General features: G+C 72.5%; 16 protein-coding genes. 13 read left to right on the forward strand and 3 right to left on the reverse strand.

Annotated features, from left to right (window positions below; translation table 11 throughout):
* The first annotated feature begins 460 nt into the window (after window positions 1-460).
* The 7 genes from ACFXG1_RS01475 to ACFXG1_RS01505 all read left to right on the forward strand — a co-directional run bounded on the left by ACFXG1_RS01475 (window position 461) and on the right by ACFXG1_RS01505 (window position 11,563).
* Window positions 461-2,968, forward strand: a complete 2,508-nt coding sequence (locus ACFXG1_RS01475) for a hypothetical protein (protein ID WP_384714988.1) — start codon at window positions 461-463, stop codon at window positions 2,966-2,968.
* 85 nt (window positions 2,969-3,053) lie between these two features.
* Window positions 3,054-5,729 (forward strand): aminotransferase class III-fold pyridoxal phosphate-dependent enzyme, encoded by a 2,676-nt coding sequence (locus tag ACFXG1_RS01480; RefSeq protein ID WP_384714985.1) that lies wholly within the window; start codon window positions 3,054-3,056, stop codon window positions 5,727-5,729.
* Window positions 5,730-5,944: 215 nt separating this feature from the next.
* Window positions 5,945-6,208 (forward strand): acyl carrier protein, encoded by a 264-nt coding sequence (gene acpP / locus ACFXG1_RS01485; protein WP_384740180.1) that lies wholly within the window; start codon window positions 5,945-5,947, stop codon window positions 6,206-6,208.
* Window positions 6,205-7,449 (forward strand): beta-ketoacyl-ACP synthase II, encoded by a 1,245-nt coding sequence (gene fabF, locus ACFXG1_RS01490; RefSeq protein ID WP_384740183.1) that lies wholly within the window; start codon window positions 6,205-6,207, stop codon window positions 7,447-7,449. The genes acpP and fabF overlap by 4 nt, the downstream gene beginning before the upstream one ends.
* Before the next feature lie 91 nt (window positions 7,450-7,540).
* A complete protein-coding gene (locus ACFXG1_RS01495) occupies window positions 7,541-8,866 on the forward strand; it encodes a flavin monoamine oxidase family protein (protein ID WP_384722335.1) in 1,326 nt (441 codons plus the stop codon).
* A 206-nt stretch (window positions 8,867-9,072) separates the two neighbouring features.
* Window positions 9,073-10,272, forward strand: a complete 1,200-nt coding sequence (locus ACFXG1_RS01500; RefSeq protein WP_384740187.1) for a YncE family protein — start codon at window positions 9,073-9,075, stop codon at window positions 10,270-10,272.
* A 52-nt stretch (window positions 10,273-10,324) separates the two neighbouring features.
* Window positions 10,325-11,563, forward strand: a complete 1,239-nt coding sequence (locus tag ACFXG1_RS01505; RefSeq protein ID WP_384719391.1) for a GNAT family N-acetyltransferase — start codon at window positions 10,325-10,327, stop codon at window positions 11,561-11,563.
* Between the two features lie 22 nt (window positions 11,564-11,585).
* Here the strand turns inward: ACFXG1_RS01505 and ACFXG1_RS01510 are convergent, their stop codons facing one another.
* Entirely contained in the window at window positions 11,586-11,801 is a 216-nt protein-coding gene (locus ACFXG1_RS01510; protein WP_384719389.1) for a hypothetical protein, read from the reverse strand.
* Between the two features lie 308 nt (window positions 11,802-12,109).
* On the opposite strand from ACFXG1_RS01510, the gene ACFXG1_RS01515 reads away from it, so the two are divergent.
* Complete coding sequence (locus ACFXG1_RS01515) at window positions 12,110-13,513, forward strand: cellulose binding domain-containing protein (protein WP_384719387.1); 1,404 nt, start codon at window positions 12,110-12,112, stop codon at window positions 13,511-13,513.
* Between the two features lie 279 nt (window positions 13,514-13,792).
* Window positions 13,793-14,302, forward strand: a complete 510-nt coding sequence (locus ACFXG1_RS01520) for a hypothetical protein (protein WP_384719385.1) — start codon at window positions 13,793-13,795, stop codon at window positions 14,300-14,302.
* Between the two features lie 111 nt (window positions 14,303-14,413).
* On the opposite strand, the gene ACFXG1_RS01525 is transcribed toward ACFXG1_RS01520, so the two are convergent.
* Both ACFXG1_RS01525 and ACFXG1_RS01530 read right to left on the reverse strand, forming a co-directional pair.
* Window positions 14,414-15,259, reverse strand: coding sequence for a DUF4097 family beta strand repeat-containing protein (locus ACFXG1_RS01525; RefSeq protein ID WP_384740192.1), 846 nt, complete (start codon window positions 15,257-15,259; stop codon window positions 14,414-14,416).
* 421 nt (window positions 15,260-15,680) lie between these two features.
* Entirely contained in the window at window positions 15,681-16,265 is a 585-nt protein-coding gene (locus tag ACFXG1_RS01530) for a helix-turn-helix domain-containing protein (protein WP_384721207.1), read from the reverse strand.
* A 149-nt stretch (window positions 16,266-16,414) separates the two neighbouring features.
* On the opposite strand from ACFXG1_RS01530, the gene speB reads away from it, so the two are divergent.
* From speB to ACFXG1_RS01550, 4 genes are read left to right on the forward strand one after another with little or no spacing between them, the layout of a single operon-like run.
* The gene (gene speB, locus ACFXG1_RS01535) at window positions 16,415-17,407 is read left to right on the forward strand and encodes an agmatinase (RefSeq protein ID WP_384721210.1); all 993 of its coding nucleotides are present in this window, start codon (window positions 16,415-16,417) and stop codon (window positions 17,405-17,407) included.
* Window positions 17,408-17,416: 9 nt separating this feature from the next.
* A complete protein-coding gene (locus ACFXG1_RS01540) occupies window positions 17,417-18,865 on the forward strand; it encodes a purine-cytosine permease family protein (protein ID WP_384740196.1) in 1,449 nt (482 codons plus the stop codon).
* Window positions 18,862-19,728: a nitrilase-related carbon-nitrogen hydrolase gene (locus ACFXG1_RS01545; protein ID WP_384740199.1), complete on the forward strand. Its 867-nt coding sequence runs from the start codon at window positions 18,862-18,864 to the stop codon at window positions 19,726-19,728. The genes ACFXG1_RS01540 and ACFXG1_RS01545 overlap by 4 nt, the downstream gene beginning before the upstream one ends.
* Window positions 19,725-20,684 (forward strand): carbon-nitrogen hydrolase family protein, encoded by a 960-nt coding sequence (locus tag ACFXG1_RS01550; protein ID WP_384714783.1) that lies wholly within the window; start codon window positions 19,725-19,727, stop codon window positions 20,682-20,684. The genes ACFXG1_RS01545 and ACFXG1_RS01550 overlap by 4 nt, the downstream gene beginning before the upstream one ends.
* The last annotated feature ends 133 nt before the right edge of the window (window positions 20,685-20,817 follow it).

Below are 20,817 nucleotides of genomic sequence, written 5' to 3' on the forward strand. Positions count from 1 at the left end.
GTTGCCCCGTTGGACGGTTGGCGGGGCAGCCGCTCGGGTATGGGGCGCAACTTGACTGAAGCGAGCAACTAGAGTAGAAATACAACGAGTTCTCGCCGGGGGGCGGGAACGAAGGTCTCTAAGGCGGCTCACCTTGAGGGCACAACGCGCCACGGCCGAACGGGGGATTGTCGGGATGGATCACATCCAACCCAGCTCAGACTCCTGCCCTGGAGTCGGCGAGAAACAGACTCGCCGGTCGGGCCCACGCGGCTGAAGATCCGCCGCCCCGGCTCCCGATTGCCCGTCGGTGCCGCCTTCACCACTCGCCCATATTTTGGCAAATCTTGTGCGGAAATCCTTCCGGACGATCACTAATCCAATTCCGTTAATACCTGTAACGGCTTTACGGATGCGACTTTCCCAGCGGTCGCATATGCGCTTCGTATCACTGTGTGCGGAGGTTCAGAGCGTGGGTGCTATGCATTCCGACGATGTGTCCGGCTGTACCGGACCCCGGCTACTCATCTTCTCCATAGGCAAACGCGACACCTTCCACCAGGCGGTGCGACAGGCGCTCGTGGATCTCACCGACGACTCCGACCGGCGACTCGACAGCACTCACGGCGGCCGGGCGGCGCCACCGGAGTCCGGTCCGGAGGCCCCCGGCGGGAGCGACGCCTACCGGGCGATCCTCGCCAAGGCGCGCCGCTTCCTCACCGCGGCCCTGCCCACCGCCGGGCTCCATCTGATCACCGCCGACACGCCGACCGACGCGGCCCGCGCGGCGGGGACCCTCACCGACACCGGAGCGGACGCCGGTGTGGGACCGCTGGTCCTCGTGGACGCGGGCGGCGCCGGACTGAGCACCGCCCCCTTCGAGGAGTCCGTCGGCGCGGCACTCGACGAACTGGCCGCCGGGCTGAGCGGTCTCCCGGGCGGCGACCTCCCCGCCCGCCATACCGTGGTCTACGCGGAGGAGGGCGCCGACGACGGTCTCCTGGTGGCCCGCCCGTACCACTTACGACGGGTCCCCGAGGACGCCTGGGCCCACACCGCCGATGTGGTCTGCCAGCTCGCCGACCACATCCAGCGCTGTCTGGCCGGCGCCGCGGCACGGGCGACCCGTACCGGCCCATCCGCCCTGGCACACGCCCTGTACGCCTTCCTCACCGCGCGCTCCGGCGACACCTGGGGCCTGCACTACTACACGGGCTCGGTGGTCTCGGGAGTCATCCGCGATCTCGACGCCCTCGCCGAAACCGCGGGCAACCCCGTTCTGCGCGGCCCGAGCGAGCACAGCCTCGCCTGCGGCGCGCTCGCCCGGTGGCAGCTCGACGGGGCGCCCTTCCTCACCGTGGTCACCAGCGGCATGGTCGACGAGTTCCGCGGCACCCTGGCCAATCTCCGGGACGCCCGCGCCCGCGGCTTCATCGTGTGCGCCGACTCCCCCGCCGGTTCCTGGTTCCCGTTCCAGGGCACCGTCCACGGCGCCGAGGACTCCCGGGCGGTCCTGGCGGCCCGCGGGATCCGCCATGTCTATCTGGACGCGCCCGAGCGGCTGGGCGCCCAACTGGCCGAGGCCTTCGCCGCCTACGACGAGGACCGCGGCCCCGTCGTCCTCCTCGCCACCCCCGCCGTACTGGACACCGCGACCGACGGGTCCGGCGCCGACGCCTTCCCGCTGCCCGCGGCCCCGGAGCGCCCGTCCACCGCCGCCCTCGTCGTACGGGAGGACGAACTCGCCCCGGTCGTCGACCTGGTCAACCACGGCCCCGACCGGTTCCTGTGGCAGTGCGGCGCCCTCGCAGACGAGGAGTCGCGGCTGGTCCACGAGATCGCCGGGAAGGCCGGGATCGCCCTGGCCGACTCCCTCACCCGGCCCGGCGCCGTCTCCCGCTACCGCGACGGCGCGGTGGTGCCCGCGTACCTGGGCACGCTCGGGGTGTACGGCTTCTCCGCCCGGGTCCACGACTTCCTCCACGACAACGGGCGGCTGCGCCCCCGGGACCAGCAGGCCCTGCTCTTCCTCAAGAGCCGGGTCGCCGAAGCGGCCACCCCCTTCTCGCCCCGGGTGCTGAAACGGTCCGTGCGGATCGCGCAGGTCACCCGGGAGCCGGAGCACCTGGCGCCGTACACGGACCTCCCGGTGCGCGCCGACGCCCTGGCCTTCCTCAGGGCGGTACACGAACGGCTGGACGTCGACCCGGCGCTGCTGGCCCGGCGGACCGCGGCTCTCGCCGGGGCCCGCGAGAGCGCCTCCGACGCCCTGCACGAACTCCCCGTCCTGCCGATGAGCGCCAACTACTTCTTCGCCCGGCTGGGGCGGACGCTGGAGCGCCTCATCACCGAGGAGTCGTACACCTATACCGGCGTCTACGACGTCGGCCGGGGCGGGCTCTCCGCGGTGCGCAATCTGCCCAGGACCGGACCGGGGTTCTCCGGCTGGTACGGGCGGGCGCTGATGGGCGACGCCCTCCAGGCCGTCCCCGCCATCGCGCTCACCCGCGACGACAACGTCCTCGCCTTCATCGGCGACGGCGCCTCGGCGCTCGTACCGGACATCGTGCCCACCCTCGTCCAGCAGGTCTGCCTGTACGGCCGTCCGCTCACCGGAAACCTCACCGTCTTCCGGCTCATCGACGGCGGCCACTCGGTGATCCGGACCTACCACGAGGGCCGTACGGACGCCTCCATGAGCCGGCAGACCCAGGTACTGCATCTGCTGGAGCCCGAGTGGACCCGGTCGTTCAGCGGACTGACGCTGCACCATCGGCATGTCGCCGATGTCGCCGACGCCGATCTGGACGACTGGCTGACCCGGCCGGCGACGGTCAACATCTGCTCGGTGCCGATCGCCCACAACAACGAGGGCGACGGCCTCAGTCTGTTCTCCGCGCACGGCTGGCAGCGCGACGAGCTGTCCGACCTCAGTCTCACCGTCATCCGGGCGGCCGCCAGGTCGGCGTACCCCGTGAACGGCGCGTAACCCGCGCAGGTCCCGTTTTCCGCACTCCCTCGCGCCCACCGCCGTGCCCGCGGTGTGCCCGGCCCCTTCCCACGGAGGCAGTGTCTTGTCCCCCGATTCTCCCGACCCGGCCGTACGCGCCCCGGGCGGCGACCCCGTGACGGCCTTCGGTTTCCTGGCCCACCCCATCAGTACCGGCCATCGCCACCAGGTGCGCGCCATGGACCTGTTGTCCAGGCTGGTCGACGAGCACCGTGACGACCCGGCGCCGCCGGACCGGCGAGGGTACAGCGTCCCCTTCCCCCTGTTCCGCTCCGTCACATCCCGGACCGGGGCCCGCTGCGAGGGCCGGGTGCGCTATCTGCCGTACACCGCCGAGCAGATGCTGTCCCGGCCCACGACCGCCCGCCGTATGGTGGCCGACGAGGTGGAGCGGCTGCGCGCGGACGGCGCGCTGCTGGCCGGGCTCGGCGGGGCGACATCCATCGTCGGGGACCGCGGACTGTGGACGGCCCAGCAGGTCGGCATCCCGGTGACCAGCGGCAACTCCCTTACCGTCTACGCGGCGCACGAGGAGGTCCGGTACGTCGTCCGGCTGCTCGGGCTGCCCGTCGAGGACACCCGGATCGCCGTGGTGGGCTACCCGGGCTCGATCGGTCTCGCGGTGGCGAAGCTGCTGCTGGCCGACGGGTTCGAGCTGGATCTGGTGTGCCGTTCGGGGAATCGTTCGCCCGGGGCGCTGCTCCGGCATCTCGACCCCGCGGACCATCCACGGGTCCGGCTGGTCGACGATGTCGCCCTCTGCTCGGACCGGACGCGGATCTATGTCTGCGCCTCGTCCGTGGGCGGTCTGGTGACACCGGAGAAGCTGCGGCCGGGGTCGGTGGTGGTCGATGTGGCGCTGCCCCGGGATGTCACCGAGGCGCCGCACGACGACCGGGATGTGGTGATCGTCGACGGCGGGCTGGTCAGCGCCGTGCCCGAGGTCGTGGTGGGCGACGGCAGTCTGCCCAGCCCCACCCGGCAGCTCAACGGCTGTCTCGCCGAGACCGTGGTGCTGGCGCTGGAGGGGCGGGCGGAGTCGTTCTCCCTCGGCCGTGAGCTGGACCTGGACCGGGTACGCACCATCGGCGCGCTGGCGGCGAAGCACGGCTTCGTCCCGGTGCCCCTCGCCTCTTTCGGCCGTCCCCTCGCGGACGGCGAGATCCTGCGGCTGGGCCGCTACTTCCGGCAGCCTTCGGCCCGGCGGGGCGACGACACCGGGCGGGGTACGACGGCGGGGGGCACGAACGCCGGGGGTACGAGCCCCGGGGTGACGGCCGCCGAGGGCACGGCCGCCGCGGGGGCGGCCGGGTCCGGCGACGACACCGGGCGGGACACCGTACGCCGGTTCCGCAACCGGGTGAACCCGCCGATGGCGCGGCTGTTCGCGGCCCACGGCCTCGACCGGGTCTTCACCCGGGGCTCCGGCTCCACCCTCACCACCTCCGACGGTGTGGACTATCTCGACTTCGTCGCCGGGTACGGCTGTCTCAACCTGGGGCACAACCATCCGCGGATCACCGAGGCGCTCCGCGGCTTCCTCGACGCCGGGACCCCCACCTTCGTCCAGTACGTCTCGATGCCGACGAAGACCGCGGAGCTGGCCGAGCGGCTGAGCGATCTGGCGCCGGGCCGGCTCGACCGGGTGTTCTTCAGCAACTCCGGTACGGAGGCGGTGGAGGCGGCGCTCAAGGTCGCCCGCGCCGGGACCGGCCGGACCCGGCTGGTCCACTGCGACAACAGCTACCACGGCAAGACGCTCGGCGCGCTCTCGGTCACCGGCCGGGCCTCGCACCGGGAGCCGTTCGGGGCGCTGCTGCCCGACACGGCCGCCGTCCCCTACGGCGATCTGGACGCGCTGCGGGACGCGATCGAGGGGGCCGCGGCCTTCATCGTCGAGCCGGTGCAGGGCGAGGGCGGGGTGGTCCTGCCGCCGGACGGCTATCTGAAGGCGGCCCGTGAGCTGTGCCGCCGGGCCGGTGCCGCGTTCGTCCTGGACGAGATCCAGACGGGGCTCGGCCGGACCGGCGCCCTGTTCGCCGCCGAGCACGACGGGCTGGACCCGGACGTGCTGTGCGTGGCCAAGTCCCTGTCGGGCGGTCTGGTCCCGATCGCGGCGACGCTGAGCAGCGCCGAGCTGTGGGACGCGGCGTACGGCAGCGCCAACCGCGCCATGCTGCACTCGTCGACCTTCGGCGGCGGCAACTTCGCCGCCGCGGCGGGGCTCGCCACCCTCGACGTCCTGATCGAGGAGGATCTGCCGCGCCGGGCCCGGGAGATCGGCGCGCATCTGCGCGAGGGGCTCAAGAAGGTGTGCGCCCCGTACAGCTTTGTGAAGGACGTCCGCGGGATCGGGATGATGTCCGCCATCGAGTTCGACGGGGACTTCTCGGGCGCGGTCCGGACGATGACGGACGAGATGCTCACCCGTTTCCCGGGCGATCTGCACGCGCTCGCCGACACCCTGCCGGACGATCTGCGCTCGGCGCTGTCCCGGACGGGCCGGGCCCTGGAGTCCACCCTGGGCGATCTGATGTGTCTGCGGTTCGTCAGCGGTCTCGCCCGTGACCACCGCATCCTCACCTTCGTCACCGCGAACCACAACCGGGTACTGCGGATCCAGCCCCCGCTGATCCTCGACATCGCCGAGGCGAATCGTTTCGTCGAGGGTGTCGACGCCGTCTGCCAGAGCCTCGCCCTGCACGGCGATCTGCTGGCGTGGCAGCCATCGAAACCCTGACGCCCCGTCTCCCGGCGGACCGCCGACACCGTCCGCCGGGGCCGTGGGGGAACGCCGACCGCGCCCCGTACGGCAAGCGCACCATCGCGCACGGCCCCGCACCGCACCGCACCGCACCGCACCGAACGCACGGTGTTCCGTACGGCACCGATCGCACGGAGCACCGCCCGGATCGACCGTCCGACATCGCACCGACCCACGGGAGAGCACGCGTTATGAGCACCGCCGGCGCCGAAGAGCAGATCATCGCCTTCATGGTCGACCGCCTCGGCCTCCAGCCCGAGGAGATCACCCGGACCGCCCGTTTCAAGGAGGACCTCGAACTCGACTCCCTGGACATGGTGGAGATGGTCACCATCATGGAGGAACAGCTCGGTATCACCATGGACGACTCGATGGCCACATCCCTGACGACCCTGGGGGCCGTCGTCGACTTCCTCGAGAGCCGTCAGCAGCTCGCCGACGGGAACGCGGCGTGACCGCCCGCCGTGTCGTGGTCACCGGGCTCGGCCCGGTGACCCCCGTCGGAGTCGGGGCGAAGGACTTCCATGTGGGGCAGCTCGACGGCCGGAGCGGGGTCAGGACCATCAGCCGCTTCGACGCGACGCCGCTGCCGGTCCGGATCGCGGGCGAGGTCGATCTGCCCGACCATCTGGCGCTCTCCAGGCGGGAGCGGGCGGCCACCGACCGGTGCACCCAGCTGGGCGCCGCCGCGGCGGCCCTGGCGATCGAGGACAGCGGTCTCGATCTGGCGGTGGAGGACCCGACCCGGATCGGTGTCTCGATCGGCACCGGCTGCGGCGGGGCGACCAGTATCGAGGAGAGTTCACGCGCCTTTCTCGACCGGGGGCTGTCGGCCGTACCGGCCCGGTTCGTCCCCATGTCGATGGCGAACAGCACCGCCGCGTGGGTGGCCATCCACCATGGTCTGACCGGGCCCTGCACCACCTCGGTCACGGCCTGCGCCAGCGGGGCCGAGTCCCTGGTGGCGGCCCATCAGATGATCATGGCGGGCGAGGCCGACGTGGTGCTCGCGGGCGGCGCCGAGGCACCGCTCACCCCGATGATCGTGGCCAGTTTCGCCCGGATGAAGGCGCTGTCGACCCGGAACGACGAACCGGAGCGGGCCAGCCGCCCGTTCGGTGCCGACCGGGACGGCTTCGTGCTGAGCGAAGGAGCCGCCGTCCTGGTCCTGGAGTCGGCGGAACACGCCGCCGCCCGCGGCGCCGTTCCCCTGGCCGAGTTCCGCGGTTACGGCCGCTCCGGCGACGCCCATCACATCGTGGCGCCGAACCCGGACGGTACGTCGGCGGCGCGGGCGGTGACGGCGGCGCTCCGCTCGGCGCGGCTGACGCCCGAGGACGTGTCGTACGTCAATGCGCACGGCACCGGCACCCCGTTCAACGACGCGGCGGAGGCGCGGGCGCTGCGGCTGGCGCTCGGCACGGCCGCGGCCGGGATCCCGGTATCGGCCACCAAGTCGATGACGGGCCACTCGCTGGGGGCGGCGGGGGCGATCGAGGCCGTGGCCGCGATCCAGGCCCTCGGCCTGGGCACGCTGCCGCCCACCGCGAATCTGGACAGCCTCGACCCGGAGATCGGTCTCGATGTCATCGGGGCCGAGCCCAGGGAGGCGGAGAGCACGGCGGTGCTGTCCAACTCCTTCGCGTTCGGCGGGCACAACGTGGTCCTCGCCTTCGGCCGCCCCGGCAGGGACTGAGCCCACCCGGGCCCACCCGGCCCAGCACCCCCGTCCCCCCACTCCCCCAGTCAGCCAGCCAGTCAGCCAGTCAGCCAGTCACGAGGAGATCATGACCAGCGCGTACGACACCATCGTCGTCGGTGCCGGCCTCGCCGGAGTCACGGCCGCCCGGGAACTGCGGGCCCAGGGCCGCAGAACACTCCTGTTGGAGGCCGGTGACCGGGTCGGCGGACGGATCAGGACCGAGGAGTTCGCCGGACGGCCGGTCGAGCTGGGCGGGGCGTGGATCCACTGGACCCAGCCGCACGTCTGGGCGGAGCTGACCCGTTACGGCCTGACGGTGACGGGCGACGAGGAGCCCGACGAGGTCCTGATCCCCACCGAGGAGGAGCCCATCGCCCTCCCCGCCGACGATGTCCTCACCCGGGTCACCGATCTGCTGAACCGGGTGTTCCGGGGGACGGACCGGTACTTCCCCCGGCCGTACGATCCCCTCTTCCGCGCCGAAGCGCTGGCCGAGTTCGACCAGTACTCGTTGCGGGACTGGCTGGACCGGCTGGAGCTGACACCCGACGAGCGGACCATGGTCACCGGCGCGCTCTCCACCGAGCTGGGCGGCTCCAGCACCCGGGGCGCGGTCTCCATGCTGGCCCAGTGGTGGGCGCTGGGCGATCTGGCGACCCACGGCTACTACTCCCTGGTGAGTCTGCGGCCCGAGGCGGGGATGGGGGCGCTCGTCGAAGCCGTCCTGGCCGACGCCGGGACCGAGCTGCGCCTCGGTACCCCGGTCGCGGCGATCGACGACGACGGCCGCCGGGTGGCGGTGACGACCCGGGCGGGCGAGCGGTTCACCGCCGAGCACGCCGTGGTCGCGGTGCCGGTCAACGTCTGGCCCGACATCGTCTTCACCCCCGGCCTGCCCGCGGCCCACACCGCCACCGCTGCGGCGGGCGTCGGCGTCCCCGACAGCGTCAAGCTGTGGCTCCATGTGGCCACCGACCGGGGCCCCTTCCTGGCCCAGGGCTCGGAGGGCGCCCCGATCAACACCCTGATGCCGCACGCCCTCGTGGACGACGGCCAGATCATGGTCGGTTTCAGCGTCGACCCGTCGCTGGACATCACCGATCACGGCGCGGTGGAGAGGGCCGTCCAGCGGCTGGTGCCGGACGCCGAACTGCTCGCGTACCGGGCCCACGACTGGGGCGGCGACCCGTTCGCCAAGGGCGGCTGGGGCAATCGCAGGCCGGGCGCCCTGACGACGTCCCACACGGAGCTGCGGCGCCCCCACGGCCGGATCGTCTTCGCCGGGGCCGATCTCGCGGACGGCTGGGCGGGCTGTATCGACGGCGCCGTGGAGTCCGGGCTCAAGGCGGCCCGGCAGGTGGCCGGTCTCGACGCGCCGGACGGTGCCCCGGGCGGCGCCCCCGCCGGATGAACCCCGGATGAACCCCCGACGGCCCCCGGACGGGACCGTCCCCGGCTCCGTCCGCATCGTTCGATCGGATGACACGGGGGTGGTCCCGTCGGGGCGACGACGGTGACCGGAGCGGGTACCTCCGGCCGCCGGGGGCGGTGACAAGGTGGAGACCGTACGGGTCCGGGACCCGTACCCCCGCCGCCGTCACCACCGGGAGCCGTCAGATGACCGCCGAGAACGCCGTACCCCCGCGGGCGACCGCCCCGCGCCACCGTCGCACGGGTGCCGGGGGCCGGCGTCGTACCGCCGTCGTCGTCGTGCTCGCCGGGACGTTCCTCGCGGGCTGCGGCGCCGCGGAGACGGGCGCGGCCGACCCCGCGGCCTCCCCGGCCCCGGCCCCGGCGGCTTCGGCGCCGCCCGTGGTCTCGGCCGCGCCACCGCCTTCGGGGGCCGCCACCCCGGCGGGCAGCCTCCTGGTCGCCGACTTCGGCGCCGACACCGTGACCTTCCTCGACCCCGCGCGCGGCCCCTTCGCCTCCGTCCGGGTCGGTACGGCCCCGTACGGGCTGGCCGTCGGCGCGGACGGCCGGGCCTGGGTCGCCACCGCCGAGGGCGTCGCGGTCGTGGACACCCGGACCCGCGAGAGCCTCGGCCGGATCCCGTACCGTACGGCGACCGGCCCGGTGACCGACGGCGAGTACCGGGGCGGCGGGATGGGCATCGTCCTCGCGCCCGACGGGAAGCGGCTGTACGTCGGCGTCAACGTGCCCGACGGGCCGGGGACCGTGGAGGTGGTCGACACCGCGTCCCGCGAGGTCGTCGACGTCGTCCCGGTCGGCCGCCGCCCGTTCGACGTGGACGTCTCCCGGGACGGTACCGAGGTCTACGCCACCAATCACGACTCCTTCGACGTGACCGCGATCGACGCCGGGACGCTGGAGCCGCGCCGTTTCGAGGTCGCGCCGTACGGTACGGAGGGCGGGCTGGGTTCCTGGCTGAAGCCGCACTACGCGGTGGTCCGGGAGGACGGCAGGCTGCTGCTGCCGTTCGAGGGCGAGCGGCTGGCCGTACTCGATCCCCGGACCGGCCGGGTCGCGGTGGAGCCGATGACGGCCGACACCCATCAGCACGGCGCCGCCCTCACCCCCGACGGCACCCTGCTGGCCGTCGGCACGGGCCCGATCGGCGCGGCGGACGGCGAGGCGTCGCTGACGATCCGTACGAAGGACGGCCGGGAGCGGATCGTACCGCTGGACGGGCCGCACGAGGACGTGGCCGTCTCGGACGACGGCCGGACGGCCTATGTGACCGGCGGTTTCACCCGCGACGGCTACTGGGACGGGATCACGGTCGTCGATCTCGCGTCGGGCGGCACCCGCAGGCTGGCCGGGGGTGCACGGCCGCTGGGGATCGCGGTGCTGTGACGGCGGCGGAAACCGGTGGACGGCGGGGTGCGGGCGGTGTCATGGTCCGGTTGTGCTCCCGACCCCGGAACCTCCCGCGCCCGTCCCCTTGGCCGACGGTCTCGTCCTGCGCGAGGCACGGGCGTCCGACACGGACCGCATCGGGGCGCTGCTGACCCGGCGGATGGAACCGGCCGACGCCGTCGACCACCGGCTCGTCGTCACCGACCCCGCGGCGGGCCCGTCCTCGTGCGCCGTGGTCGTCGACGGCGACCGGGTGGTCTCCACCGCGACACTCCTCGACGAGACCGTCCGGATCGGCGGAGTCACCCTGCCCGCCGGACAGGTCGAGCTGGTGGCGACCGACCCGGCGTACGAGGGGCGCGGGCTGGTCCGGGCGCTGATGGGCTGGGCGCACGAGCGGTCGGCCGCGCGGGGTCATCTCGTCCAGGTGATGATCGGGATCCCCTACTTCTACCGGCTGTTCGGCTACGAGTACGCGATCGACATCGCGCCGGCCCCGGCGGTGCGCGCCGTACCGCCCGGTGACGACGACGGTTACCTCCTGCGGCCCGCTCGGGCGGCCGACGTCGCCGCGACGACGGCGCTCCAGAACGCGGCGCAGGACCGTTTCGACGTGGCCGTACCGCACTCGGCGCCCTGCCGGCACTGGCTGCTGGAGCACGAGGCGAGCACGTCCTGGGTGCTGGAGCGGGCCGGCGCGGTGGTCGCCACCGGCCGCACCGCACCGCCCGACGACGGCATGCTCCTGGCCGAGCCCGCGGCGGACGGCGAGGCGTCGGCACGGGCACTGCTGTGGGCGGTCGCCGCCCGGGTGCCCGACGGCGGACTGCGGGTCGTGCACCGGGCGGGCACGGTGACGGGCGACGCCTGGCATTCGTACCTCGACCACGAGCCGCGCGCCACGGCGGAGCAGTACTACGTCCGGATCCCCGATACCGCCGTCCTGCTGGACCGGCTGCGACCGCTGTTCCACCGGCGGCTGACCGACGCCGGAGTGGACCGCGCCGGCCGGGACATCGTGCTGTCCACCTTCGGTGCCCACTACCGGATCCCGGTCCTCCCCGACGGCCTCGGCGAGGTCGTCACCGGCGGCCCGATGCAGGGCCCGGGCGCGGCCAAGGGCGCCGGGGTGGCCCCGGACCAGCTGCCCGCCCTGCTCTTCGGCCCGCACGGCATGGCGGGGCTCACCCGCCTGCGCCCCGATGTCTACGCCGCGGACGACGAGCTGTTCCGGGCGCTCTTCCCGCCGCTCACCGCGGATCTCCTCAGCTTCTACCTGCCGTACTAGGCAGACCCGGGGCCTTCCGTCACTACTCGCGCGCGGGGTTCTCCACGACCCGCCGGGCCGCCGCGCTCTCCGCCGCCGGGGGCGACAGCTCGTCCAGGGTGTCCAGTTCGTCGCCCGCCAGCTCGGTCTCCCACGCCGCGGCGAGCCGCTCCTGCTCCTCGTCCGGCCGCCGGGCGACCTCCTCCCGGTGCCGGGGGTCCAGGGCGGCCAGGAAGCGCGTGACGGTCTCCGACGGCATCCGGTGCTCCTTCGGTCGGGGCGCACTCCTCCGGGCGGTCGCCCGGATACAGGCAGCCGACCATCCACGGCGACACCCCGCGCCCCCGACCGAGCCGAACGGGTGAGGGCGCCGTCGCCTGGATCGGCCCGGCGGAGCGACGACCGGGGACCATGAAGCCGACCCCGGTAGTTGATCAAACCATCTGTTGTAACTCCCCCGGATTCAGTAGGTTCTGCGTGATCAACAGGTCTACACCTGTGGGTTGTTGTGCTCACTCCCGTACCACCGTTCACCGCACAGGACCGACGTTCAGGAGAGACAGCACCATGCGAAGAACCCCCCACCACCGGCTGCGTACCGCCGTCGCCGGATTCCTCGCCACCGGGCTCGCCGCCATCGGGCTCGCCGCGCTTCCCGGCACCGCGAGCGCCGCGGGGACGGCGCTGAGTGTGCAGTACCGCACCGGGGTCACCGGCCCCACCGCGAGTCAGGCGGCGCCCTGGCTGACCGTCCGCAACACCGGCTCGGCGCCGGTCCGGCTGGCGGACGTCAAGCTGCGTTACTACTTCAGCGCCGACACACCCGCCACCTCGTACCGGTTCGCCTGCGACTGGGCCGTACGGGGCTGTGCCAACGTCACCGGCACCTTTGGGACGCTCACCCCGGGCACGGCCACCGCCGACCGCTATCTGGAGATCGGCTTCACGGCCGCCGCCGGGTCGATCGCGCCCGGGGCGACCAGCGGTGATCTGCAACTCCGCTTCCACCGCGCCGACTGGAACCAGCTCCGGCAGAGCGACGACCACTCCTTCGGCCCCGACCGCGCCTCGTACGCCGACTGGACCAAGGTGACCGCCCATCACGGGGGCGCCACCGTCTGGGGTACGGCGCCCGGCGGGCCGGTGGATCCGCCGCCCGCCCGGGCCCTCTTCGACGACTTCGTGTACACGGCGCACAATGATCCGCAGCTCGGCGCCAACGGCTGGATGGTACGGAGCTGGGGCGGCGGTCCCGGCGTTCCGGGGGCGTCGTGGTCGCCGGGGAACGTCTCCTTCGGCACCGACGGCGGTTCGTCGGTGATGAAGCTGCGGACCGAGACCACGGGCACCGCCGCGACCACCCGGCAGGCGGAGATCTCCACCACGACGATGAAGTTCCGCAAGGGGACCTACGCGGCGCGGGTCAAGTTCAGCGACGCGCCCGTCCACGGGCCCGACGGCGACCATGTGATCCAGACCTTCTTCACCATCAACGACCTCAAGGCGCCGATGGCGGACGACTACGCCGAGTACGACTTCGAGTATCTGCCCAACGGCGGCTGGGGCGAGACCGGGAACACGCTCTTCACCACCTCCTGGGAGACCTACGACTCGAACGGCGTCCAGCCGCCCGTGAACACGCACACCGCCGACCGGGCGGGCTACGGCGGCTGGCGCGACCTCGTCCTCACCATCGACGACACCGCCATCCGCTACTACGTCGACGGCAGGCTCTTCGCCACCCACGGGGCCCAGTACCTGCCCGAGCGCGGCATGCTGATCGCCTTCAACCAGTGGCTCACCAGCCTCGCGGGCCAGCCCGACACCACCACGACCCGCGCCTACGAGCAGGCCGTGGACTATGTGCTGCACGTCCAGGACCAGATCCTGACCCCGGCCCAGATCGCCGAACGGGTCGCCGCCTACCGCTCGGCGGGCCGCACCTTCGAGGACACGGTCCCGGCGGTCTGACCTGACCTACCGGACCTCCCGCGCCGGGGCGGCGGCCGACCGGGCCGCCGCCCCGGTGGCCCTACACCTCCGTCGCCGTTGCTAGCACCACCATGGCGCCATCCCGAGCCCCCATGGCGATGGTCCATCCGGAACCGCCCGTGCCCAGCACCCCGTAAGACCACCGCACAGGGCCGCCGACTGCTTACGGTGCCCCGCGCCCACCTGGCGAAAGGGCCGCGGGTAGCGGTGGGGCCGCGTAGGCGCCGCGCGGCGCAATGCGTGTGCCATCATGGTGCGATGGAACTACGGGAGTACGTCGAGGCCCTGCGTGACGAGCTGGTCACAGCCTCTGCGGCAGGGGACGCCGAGACGCGCGCGGTGGCCGAGCGGCTCGTCGCGCCACTGGAGTCGGCCGTCCGGCTCACGCTGCTCAAGGCCCTGTCGGACGCTGCCGAAGAGATCACCCGGGATCTGGCGCCCGGCTCGGTCGACCTGCGTCTGCGCGGGATGGAACCCAGCTTCGTGGTGACGCCGCCCACGGGTGACGAGGGCCCCGCCGAGAGCGCTTCGGACGAGGGCGAGGACCCGGCGGACGACTGGGCCGGCGCGCTCGGGGGTGCCGCGAGCGGCGCGACGGCGCGGATCAACTTCCGGCCGCCGCAGGCGATGAAGGACCAGATCGAGGAGGCCGCCGCCAAGCAGGGCATCTCGGTCAACGCGTGGATGATCCGCGCCTCCGCCGCGGCCCTGGCCAACAGCAAGCGGGCGCCCCGCGGCAAGCAGCAGTTCACCGGCTGGGTGCGCTGACCCGAACGACCGCGGGATCCTGACCGCCGAAGACGTGCGCGGACGGGGGTACGGAGTGTCTCCGTACCCCCGTCGGCGTTCGTTCCGGCGGTGCCCGCCGCGGACGGAACGTCAGGCGCGGTGGACCGTGATGTCCCCGTACGACGTCTTGCCCCGCACCTCGACCGCGCCGTCGGACGACTCCGCGACGCTCTCCAGCATGTTGTTCACCCGGCCGAAGCCGGTGGACAGGTCGAGCCGTGCCGGGACGCCCGCGACGATGCCGATCTCCAGATCGCCGGTCGCGGCCTTGAGCGTCACCGCGCCGCGGACCACCTCGCCGATCCGGACGCTTCCGTTCGCGGTCTCGGCCTCGGTCCTGGAGCCCAGTGCCCGGTCGACGGAGATGTCGCCGTTGGCGCAGCGGATCTCGGCGTCCCCGGCGACCGTGCCGATATCGGTCCTGCCGTTGGAGTTCTTCGCCACGGCCGCGCCGTCGATGTCCCCGATCCGGATCCGCCCGGTGCCGGTGCCGACCTCGGCGTCGCCGTCGACCCGGCGGACCGTGAGATGGCCGCCGCCCGTCTTCAGCCGCAGCGGGCCCACGTGGTCGAGCTGGACGTGGCCGACGGCCGTCTTGAAGACGCACTCGCCGAGGAGGCCGGTGCCGCGCAGGTCCGCGGCCTCCGCCTCGCCGCGTACCCGCGATCCCGCGGGCAGCAGGACGGACACGTCCACCGAGCGGGTCTTCCGGGAGAACTCCAGCTTCTTCGACTTCGGGGTCCTGATCACCAGTACGCCGTCGGTGTACTCGGCGGTCGCCTGCTCCGCGGCCTTCACGTCCGACTCGTCGGTCTCGTCGGTCGGCCGCACCTCGACGACGGTCTCGGTGCGGTCGTCCTCGGCGGTGATCTGCACATCGCCGACGCCCATGTCGATCGTGACGGTGATCGGCTCGGGAGTTTCGAATACAGGCACGGCTGCCCCTTCTCGCTTGTCCGGTGGGTGTCCCCAGGCGCCGGACGGGAAAGACGACGGTCGGTTCGGTTCAGCGTGCCCGGACGGTGCGGCGGCACCGGCCTCGCGGGCCACGCCTGTCGGCGTACCGCGGAGCCGGGACCGAGCCTTTCCACCGGCGACTCATCCCCATGGCGCCATTATGGCGCAGATGTTGCGCCACGACAACCCGGGGACCAACCGTGTCCATCCGGCGGTTCACGAGGGGAATCTACGGCATCTCCGGCGCCACCGACAGCAGGTACGCGTCAAGGTGGCGCGAGGGTCGACGACAACGACCCCGCGGGGCCGGCAAGGGGCGATCATCCGGCCCCTCGCACCTTGCGCCAAAATGGCGCCATGATCGGCAGATCTCGCACCCCTGACGCACAGGGGCGGGCGATCAGTGGGAACCGCTCCAGGGCGCGGGCACAAAGGTCCAGGTGACCTCGGCCGGCCCCGAGCCGGAGTTGCGCCAGGTGTGCGGCTCCCGGCCGGAGAAGGTCAGGGTGTCCCCGGCCGCCAGGGTCTCCGTACGGTCGGTGAAGCGGACGGCGACCTCGCCGCTGACGACGTGCAGCACTTCCACGTCGCAGTTGATGGTGTACAGATCCTCGCCGCCGTGCGCGTCCGGTTCGAGAAGCGACCGCAAGATCTGGATCTTCGACTGGGCGCGGGGCGTGACCATCCGGTCCTCGACGCCGTGTCCGCCCATATTGAGGCGCGGGGCCGTCTCCAGCCGGATCACCTCGGTGTCGGCACCTTCGAACAGGGAGCCGACCGGCAGGGACAGCACCTGGCAGAGGGTGACGAGGGACGTCACGCTCGGCGAGGTCTCATCACGCTCGACCCGGCTGATGAATCCGCTGGTCAGCCCGGTCGCGGCGGCGACCTGTTCGATGGTGAGGCCCTGCGCCTTGCGACAGGAGCGCAGACGCGCCCCGACCCGTACCGGATCGCCGGACGGCGTCGGGTGCAGCGCTTTCATCGAAGTCCTCGCGTCGTTCGTTCGGCTTCCGGACAACTCTTGACAGAGTGGTCGCCCGGAGCAAACACTACCCGGAATGCAAGTTGCCTAATAAGCATTATTTCTTGTGTATAGGTAACTTCCCGTCCCGCAACAGATCCGAGGTTCGGATGAACGCCGTCGAACCCCCCAGGCCCCCGGTCGGCCCCCCTGACGCGAGTCTGAGTCCCCGCTACGCGGGCATCGCGACCTTCGCCCGGCTGCCCCGTATCGAAGACGTCCCGCGCGCCGATATCGCCGTCGTCGGAGTGCCCTTCGACAGCGGGGTGAGCTACCGGCCCGGCGCCCGATTCGGGCCCGCGCACATCCGGGAGGCATCGCGGCTGCTGCGGCCGTACAACCCGGCGCAGGACGTGGCGCCCTTCGCCGCCCAGCAGATCGCCGACGCGGGCGATATCGCGGCCAACCCGTTCAGCATCGACGAGGCGGTCGCCGGGATCCAGGAAGCCGCGGACGCGCTGACCGCGGACGGCACCCGGCTGCTGACCCTCGGCGGCGACCACACCATCGCGCTGCCGCTGCTGCGCTCGGTCACCAAGCGGCACGGCCCGGTCGCGGTGCTCCACTTCGACGCGCACCTCGACACCTGGGACACCTACTTCGGCGCCCCCGTCACCCACGGGACCCCCTTCCGGCGCGCGTCCGAGGAGGGGCTCATCGACCGCACGGCCAGCCTGCACGTGGGCACCAGGGGCCCGCTGTACTCGCGGCAGGACCTGCGGGACGACGAACGCCTCGGGTTCGCCGTGATCTCCAGCCCCGAGATCGAGACCGAGGGCCTGCCCCGGGCGATCGAGCGCATGCTCACCCGCCTCGGCGACCGGCCGGTCTACCTCTCCGTCGACATCGATGTCCTCGACCCGGCGCACGCCCCCGGCACCGGGACCCCCGAGGCGGGCGGGATGACCAGCCGTGAACTGCTCGCCATGATCCGCGCCCTGCGCGGGACCCGTCTGGTGGGCGCCGATGTGGTCGAGGTGGCCCCCGCCTACGACCACGCCCAGCTCACCGCCGTCGCCGCCGCGCACACCGCGTACGAGATCCTCTCGGCGATGACGCCCGACCACCTGCCCCCGACGGCCGACCGGCCGACCGAACGATAGGGGAAGGCGATGACCTCCTCGGACACCGCGACCCAGCGCGACTCCGCCATCGAGCAGCACTCCATCGACTACGTGCCCTCGTCCGAGCGGCACGGCAAGGTCTGGCACCAGGGCCCGTTCTGGTTCACCGGCAATTTCGTCCTGCCGACCATGGTCGCCGGATTCGTCGGCGCCTCCATGGGACTGAGCGTCTGGTACAGCGTGCTGGCCATCGTGCTCGGCGTCGGCGCCGGCACGTTCTTCATGGCCTTCCACGCCAACCAGGGCCCCCGGATGGGGCTGCCCCAGATGATCCAGTCCCGGGCGCAGTTCGGCAGCCGGGGCTCCACGGTGCCGTTCGCCGCGACCGTCTTCGTCTATGTGGGCTTCCTCGTCTTCGACACGGTCCTCGCCGAGCAGGGCCTCGGACTGCTGCTGCCGGGCGGCGAGTTCTTCTGGTACCCGGTCCTGATCGCGGTCTCCATCGTCATCGCCGTCGTCGGCCACGACCTGCTCCACTTCGTCCAGCGCTGGCTGACGTATCTGCTGGTCGTCGTCTTCGCCGTGCTCACCGTGGTCGCGATCGTCCACTTCGGCGGCGAACCCGTCGGCGCCGATGTGCCCGCGGCCACCGCGGGCTGGGACCTGACGGCCTTCCTGGTCCAGTTCTCCCTCGCGGCCGGCTACAACATCAGCTACTCGGTCTACGTCTCCGACTACACCCGCTACCTGCCGGCGAAGGTGCCCGCGCGCAAGCTGATCACCGCGGTCTACGCGGGCGCCGCGTTCTCCGCCGTCTGGCTGATGTCCCTGGGCGCGATCCTCGCCAGCTATCTGCCGGACCCGGACCCGATCCTCGCCCTGCGCGAGGTCGGCGATCTGCTCTTCCCCGGCTTCGGCCTGATCGTCGTGATGGCCTCGGTGCTCGCCCTGATCTCCATCATGGGAGTCAACGCCTACGGCGCGATGCTCACCGGCGCCAGCGCGCTGGACGGCTTCCGCAAGGTGCGCCCCACCGTGCGGCTGCGCGTGATCGGACTCGCCGTCGTCGGTCTGGTGTCCCTGGTGGTCGCCCTGCTGATCCCGGACGACTACATCGGCAGCTTCAACAACTTCGTCCTGATGATGCTGTACTTCCTGGTCCCGTGGACCGCGGTGAACCTGGTCGACTTCTACTTCGTCCGCCGGGGCAAGTACGCCATCGCCGAGATCCTCAAGCCGGACGGCATCTACGGGCGCTGGGCCTGGCGCGGCGTCACGGCCTACGTCCTCGGATTCGTCGCGATGATCCCCTTCTTCTCGACGAGCTTCTACGTCGGCCCCGTCGCGGACGCGCTCGGCGGCGCGGACTTCTCGTTCGTCGTCGGTCTGACCGTCTCCGGCGTGCTGTACCTGCTGTTCTCCCGGAACCTGGACCATGAGGCGGAGGCCGCCGCGCGCGCGGCGAGCGAAGCCGAACTGGAAGGAGCCGGCCGATGAGCGGGCCCGCGAACCGACCCGGGACCACCGGGGTCACCGTCGCCGTCTGCCAGATCGCCCCCCGCGTCGGCGACGTCGAGGGGAACCGGCGGCGGATCCGTACGGCGGTCGAGGCGGCGGCGGCGCGCGGCGCGCGGGTCGTGGTCCTGCCCGAGCTGGCGAACACCGGCTACGTCTTCGCCGACGCGGCGGAGCTGCGGTCCTTCGCGGAGCCCGCGGACGGCGCCACGGTCAAGGAGTGGGAGGCGCTCGCCGCCCGCCACGACCTGGTCGTCGTCGGCGGCTTCGCGGAACGCGGCGACGACGGCCGGGTCCACAACTCCGCCGCCCTCGTCGATCCGGCCGGGCTGCGGGCCACGTACCGCAAGGTCCATCTGTGGAACGGCGAGAAGACCTGGGGCTTCACCCCCGGGGACGCGCCGCCGCCGGTCGTCGACACCCCGTACGGCCGGATCGGCTTCATGGTCTGCTACGACCTGGAGTTCCCGGAGTGGGTACGGCTCGCGGCGCTGGACGGCGCCGAACTGCTGTGCGGCCCGGTCAACTGGCCGCTGTATCCGCGCCCCGACGGTGAGCGGCCGGGTGAGATCGTCCGCGTCCAGGCCGACGCCGCCGTCAACCGGATGTTCGTCGCCGTCGCCGACCGGACCGGCACCGAACGCGGCCAGGACTGGCTCGGCGGCAGCGCGATCATCGACGCCGACGGCTACCCCGTGACCCCGCTTCACCTCGGCGAGGAAGCGGTCCTCACCGCCACCCTCCCCCTCGCCGACGCCCGCGACAAGGCGATCAGCGAGCTCAACGACGTCCACGCGGACCGGCGCCCCGCCCTCTACACGCGCCCAGGTGAGGAGCGGTCATGACCACCACCGTCGCCGTCGTCCAGCAGCCGCCCGCCCTGCTGGACCTGGACGAGTCCCTGCGCCGTGCCACGGCGTACGTCGCCGAGGCCGCGCGGGCGGGCGCGGATCTCGTCGTCTTCCCCGAGACCTGGCTCACCTGCTATCCGGCGTGGGTGTTCGGTCTCGCGGGCTGGCGGGACGCGGAGGCCCGGCGGTGGCACGCCCGGCTGCTGGAGCAGAGCCCGGTCCTGGACCCCGGGGGCGACGACGCCCTCGCCCCGGTCAGGGCCGCGGCCCGGGAGCACGGGGTGACCGTCGTCCTCGGCCTCAACGAGCGGGCCGCGGCCGGCTCCGGTTCCCTCTACAACTCCCTGCTGACCATCGGCCCCGACGGCGGCACCCTCAACGTCCACCGCAAGCTGACGCCCACCCACACCGAGCGCATCGTCTGGGCGGCCGGCGACGGGGCGGGCCTGCGGGTCGTCGACACCCCGGCGGGCCGGATCGGGTCGCTGGTCTGCTGGGAGCACTTCCACCCCCTCGCCCGGCACGCCCTGCACGCGCAGCACGAGGAGATCCATGTCGCGGCCTGGCCCGATATGCCGGAGAGCCATGTGATCGCCGCCCGCTCGTACGCTCTGGAGGGCCGCTGCTTCGTGGTGTCGGCGGGCCTGGTCCTCTCCACGGACGACGTCCCGGCCGATCTGCTCGCCGCCTACCGCGCCGGAGTGGGCCCGGACGCCCCGGAGAACGGTCTGCTCTTCACCGGGGGTTCGAGCGTCGTGGCCCCGGACGGCTCATGGGTCCTGGAGCCGGTGTACGACGAGGCCCGCCTCATCACCGTCACCGTCGACCCCGCCCACCGCTACGGCGAGACGCTCGACCTGGACGTCGCGGGTCACTACGGCCGCCCCGACGTCTTCACCCTCTCCGTCGACCGGACCCGGCGCGACAGCGGGGTCGGCTTCACGGACTGACCCCGCGGGTTGCGGGAGGGTGCCATCGGGTCTCCGGCCGGCCGCGGCACGGCCGGGGCCGGCCGGCAGCCCGACGAACCACCGGGCCACCAAGGCCAGTTATTTGACCGAGCGTTCCAGATTCCCCTAAGGT

The organism is Streptomyces sp. NPDC059248 (assembly GCF_042753905.1).
Classification (GTDB): domain Bacteria; phylum Actinomycetota; class Actinomycetes; order Streptomycetales; family Streptomycetaceae; genus Streptomyces.

What these genes read in the sequence shown, in the direction of transcription:
- ACFXG1_RS01475 (WP_384714988.1), top strand. Translation starts at nt 461, where the DNA reads ATGCATTCCGACGATGTGTCCGGCTGTACCGGACCCCGGCTACTCATC.
- acpP (WP_384740180.1), top strand. Translation starts at nt 5,945, where the DNA reads ATGAGCACCGCCGGCGCCGAAGAGCAGATCATCGCCTTCATGGTCGAC.
- ACFXG1_RS01495 (WP_384722335.1), top strand. Translation starts at nt 7,541, where the DNA reads ATGACCAGCGCGTACGACACCATCGTCGTCGGTGCCGGCCTCGCCGGA.
- ACFXG1_RS01500 (WP_384740187.1), top strand. Translation starts at nt 9,073, where the DNA reads ATGACCGCCGAGAACGCCGTACCCCCGCGGGCGACCGCCCCGCGCCAC.
- ACFXG1_RS01510 (WP_384719389.1), bottom strand. Translation starts at nt 11,801, where the DNA reads ATGCCGTCGGAGACCGTCACGCGCTTCCTGGCCGCCCTGGACCCCCGG.
- ACFXG1_RS01515 (WP_384719387.1), top strand. Translation starts at nt 12,110, where the DNA reads ATGCGAAGAACCCCCCACCACCGGCTGCGTACCGCCGTCGCCGGATTC.
- ACFXG1_RS01520 (WP_384719385.1), top strand. Translation starts at nt 13,793, where the DNA reads ATGGAACTACGGGAGTACGTCGAGGCCCTGCGTGACGAGCTGGTCACA.
- ACFXG1_RS01530 (WP_384721207.1), bottom strand. Translation starts at nt 16,265, where the DNA reads ATGAAAGCGCTGCACCCGACGCCGTCCGGCGATCCGGTACGGGTCGGG.
- speB (WP_384721210.1), top strand. Translation starts at nt 16,415, where the DNA reads ATGAACGCCGTCGAACCCCCCAGGCCCCCGGTCGGCCCCCCTGACGCG.
- ACFXG1_RS01540 (WP_384740196.1), top strand. Translation starts at nt 17,417, where the DNA reads ATGACCTCCTCGGACACCGCGACCCAGCGCGACTCCGCCATCGAGCAG.
- ACFXG1_RS01545 (WP_384740199.1), top strand. Translation starts at nt 18,862, where the DNA reads ATGAGCGGGCCCGCGAACCGACCCGGGACCACCGGGGTCACCGTCGCC.
- ACFXG1_RS01550 (WP_384714783.1), top strand. Translation starts at nt 19,725, where the DNA reads ATGACCACCACCGTCGCCGTCGTCCAGCAGCCGCCCGCCCTGCTGGAC.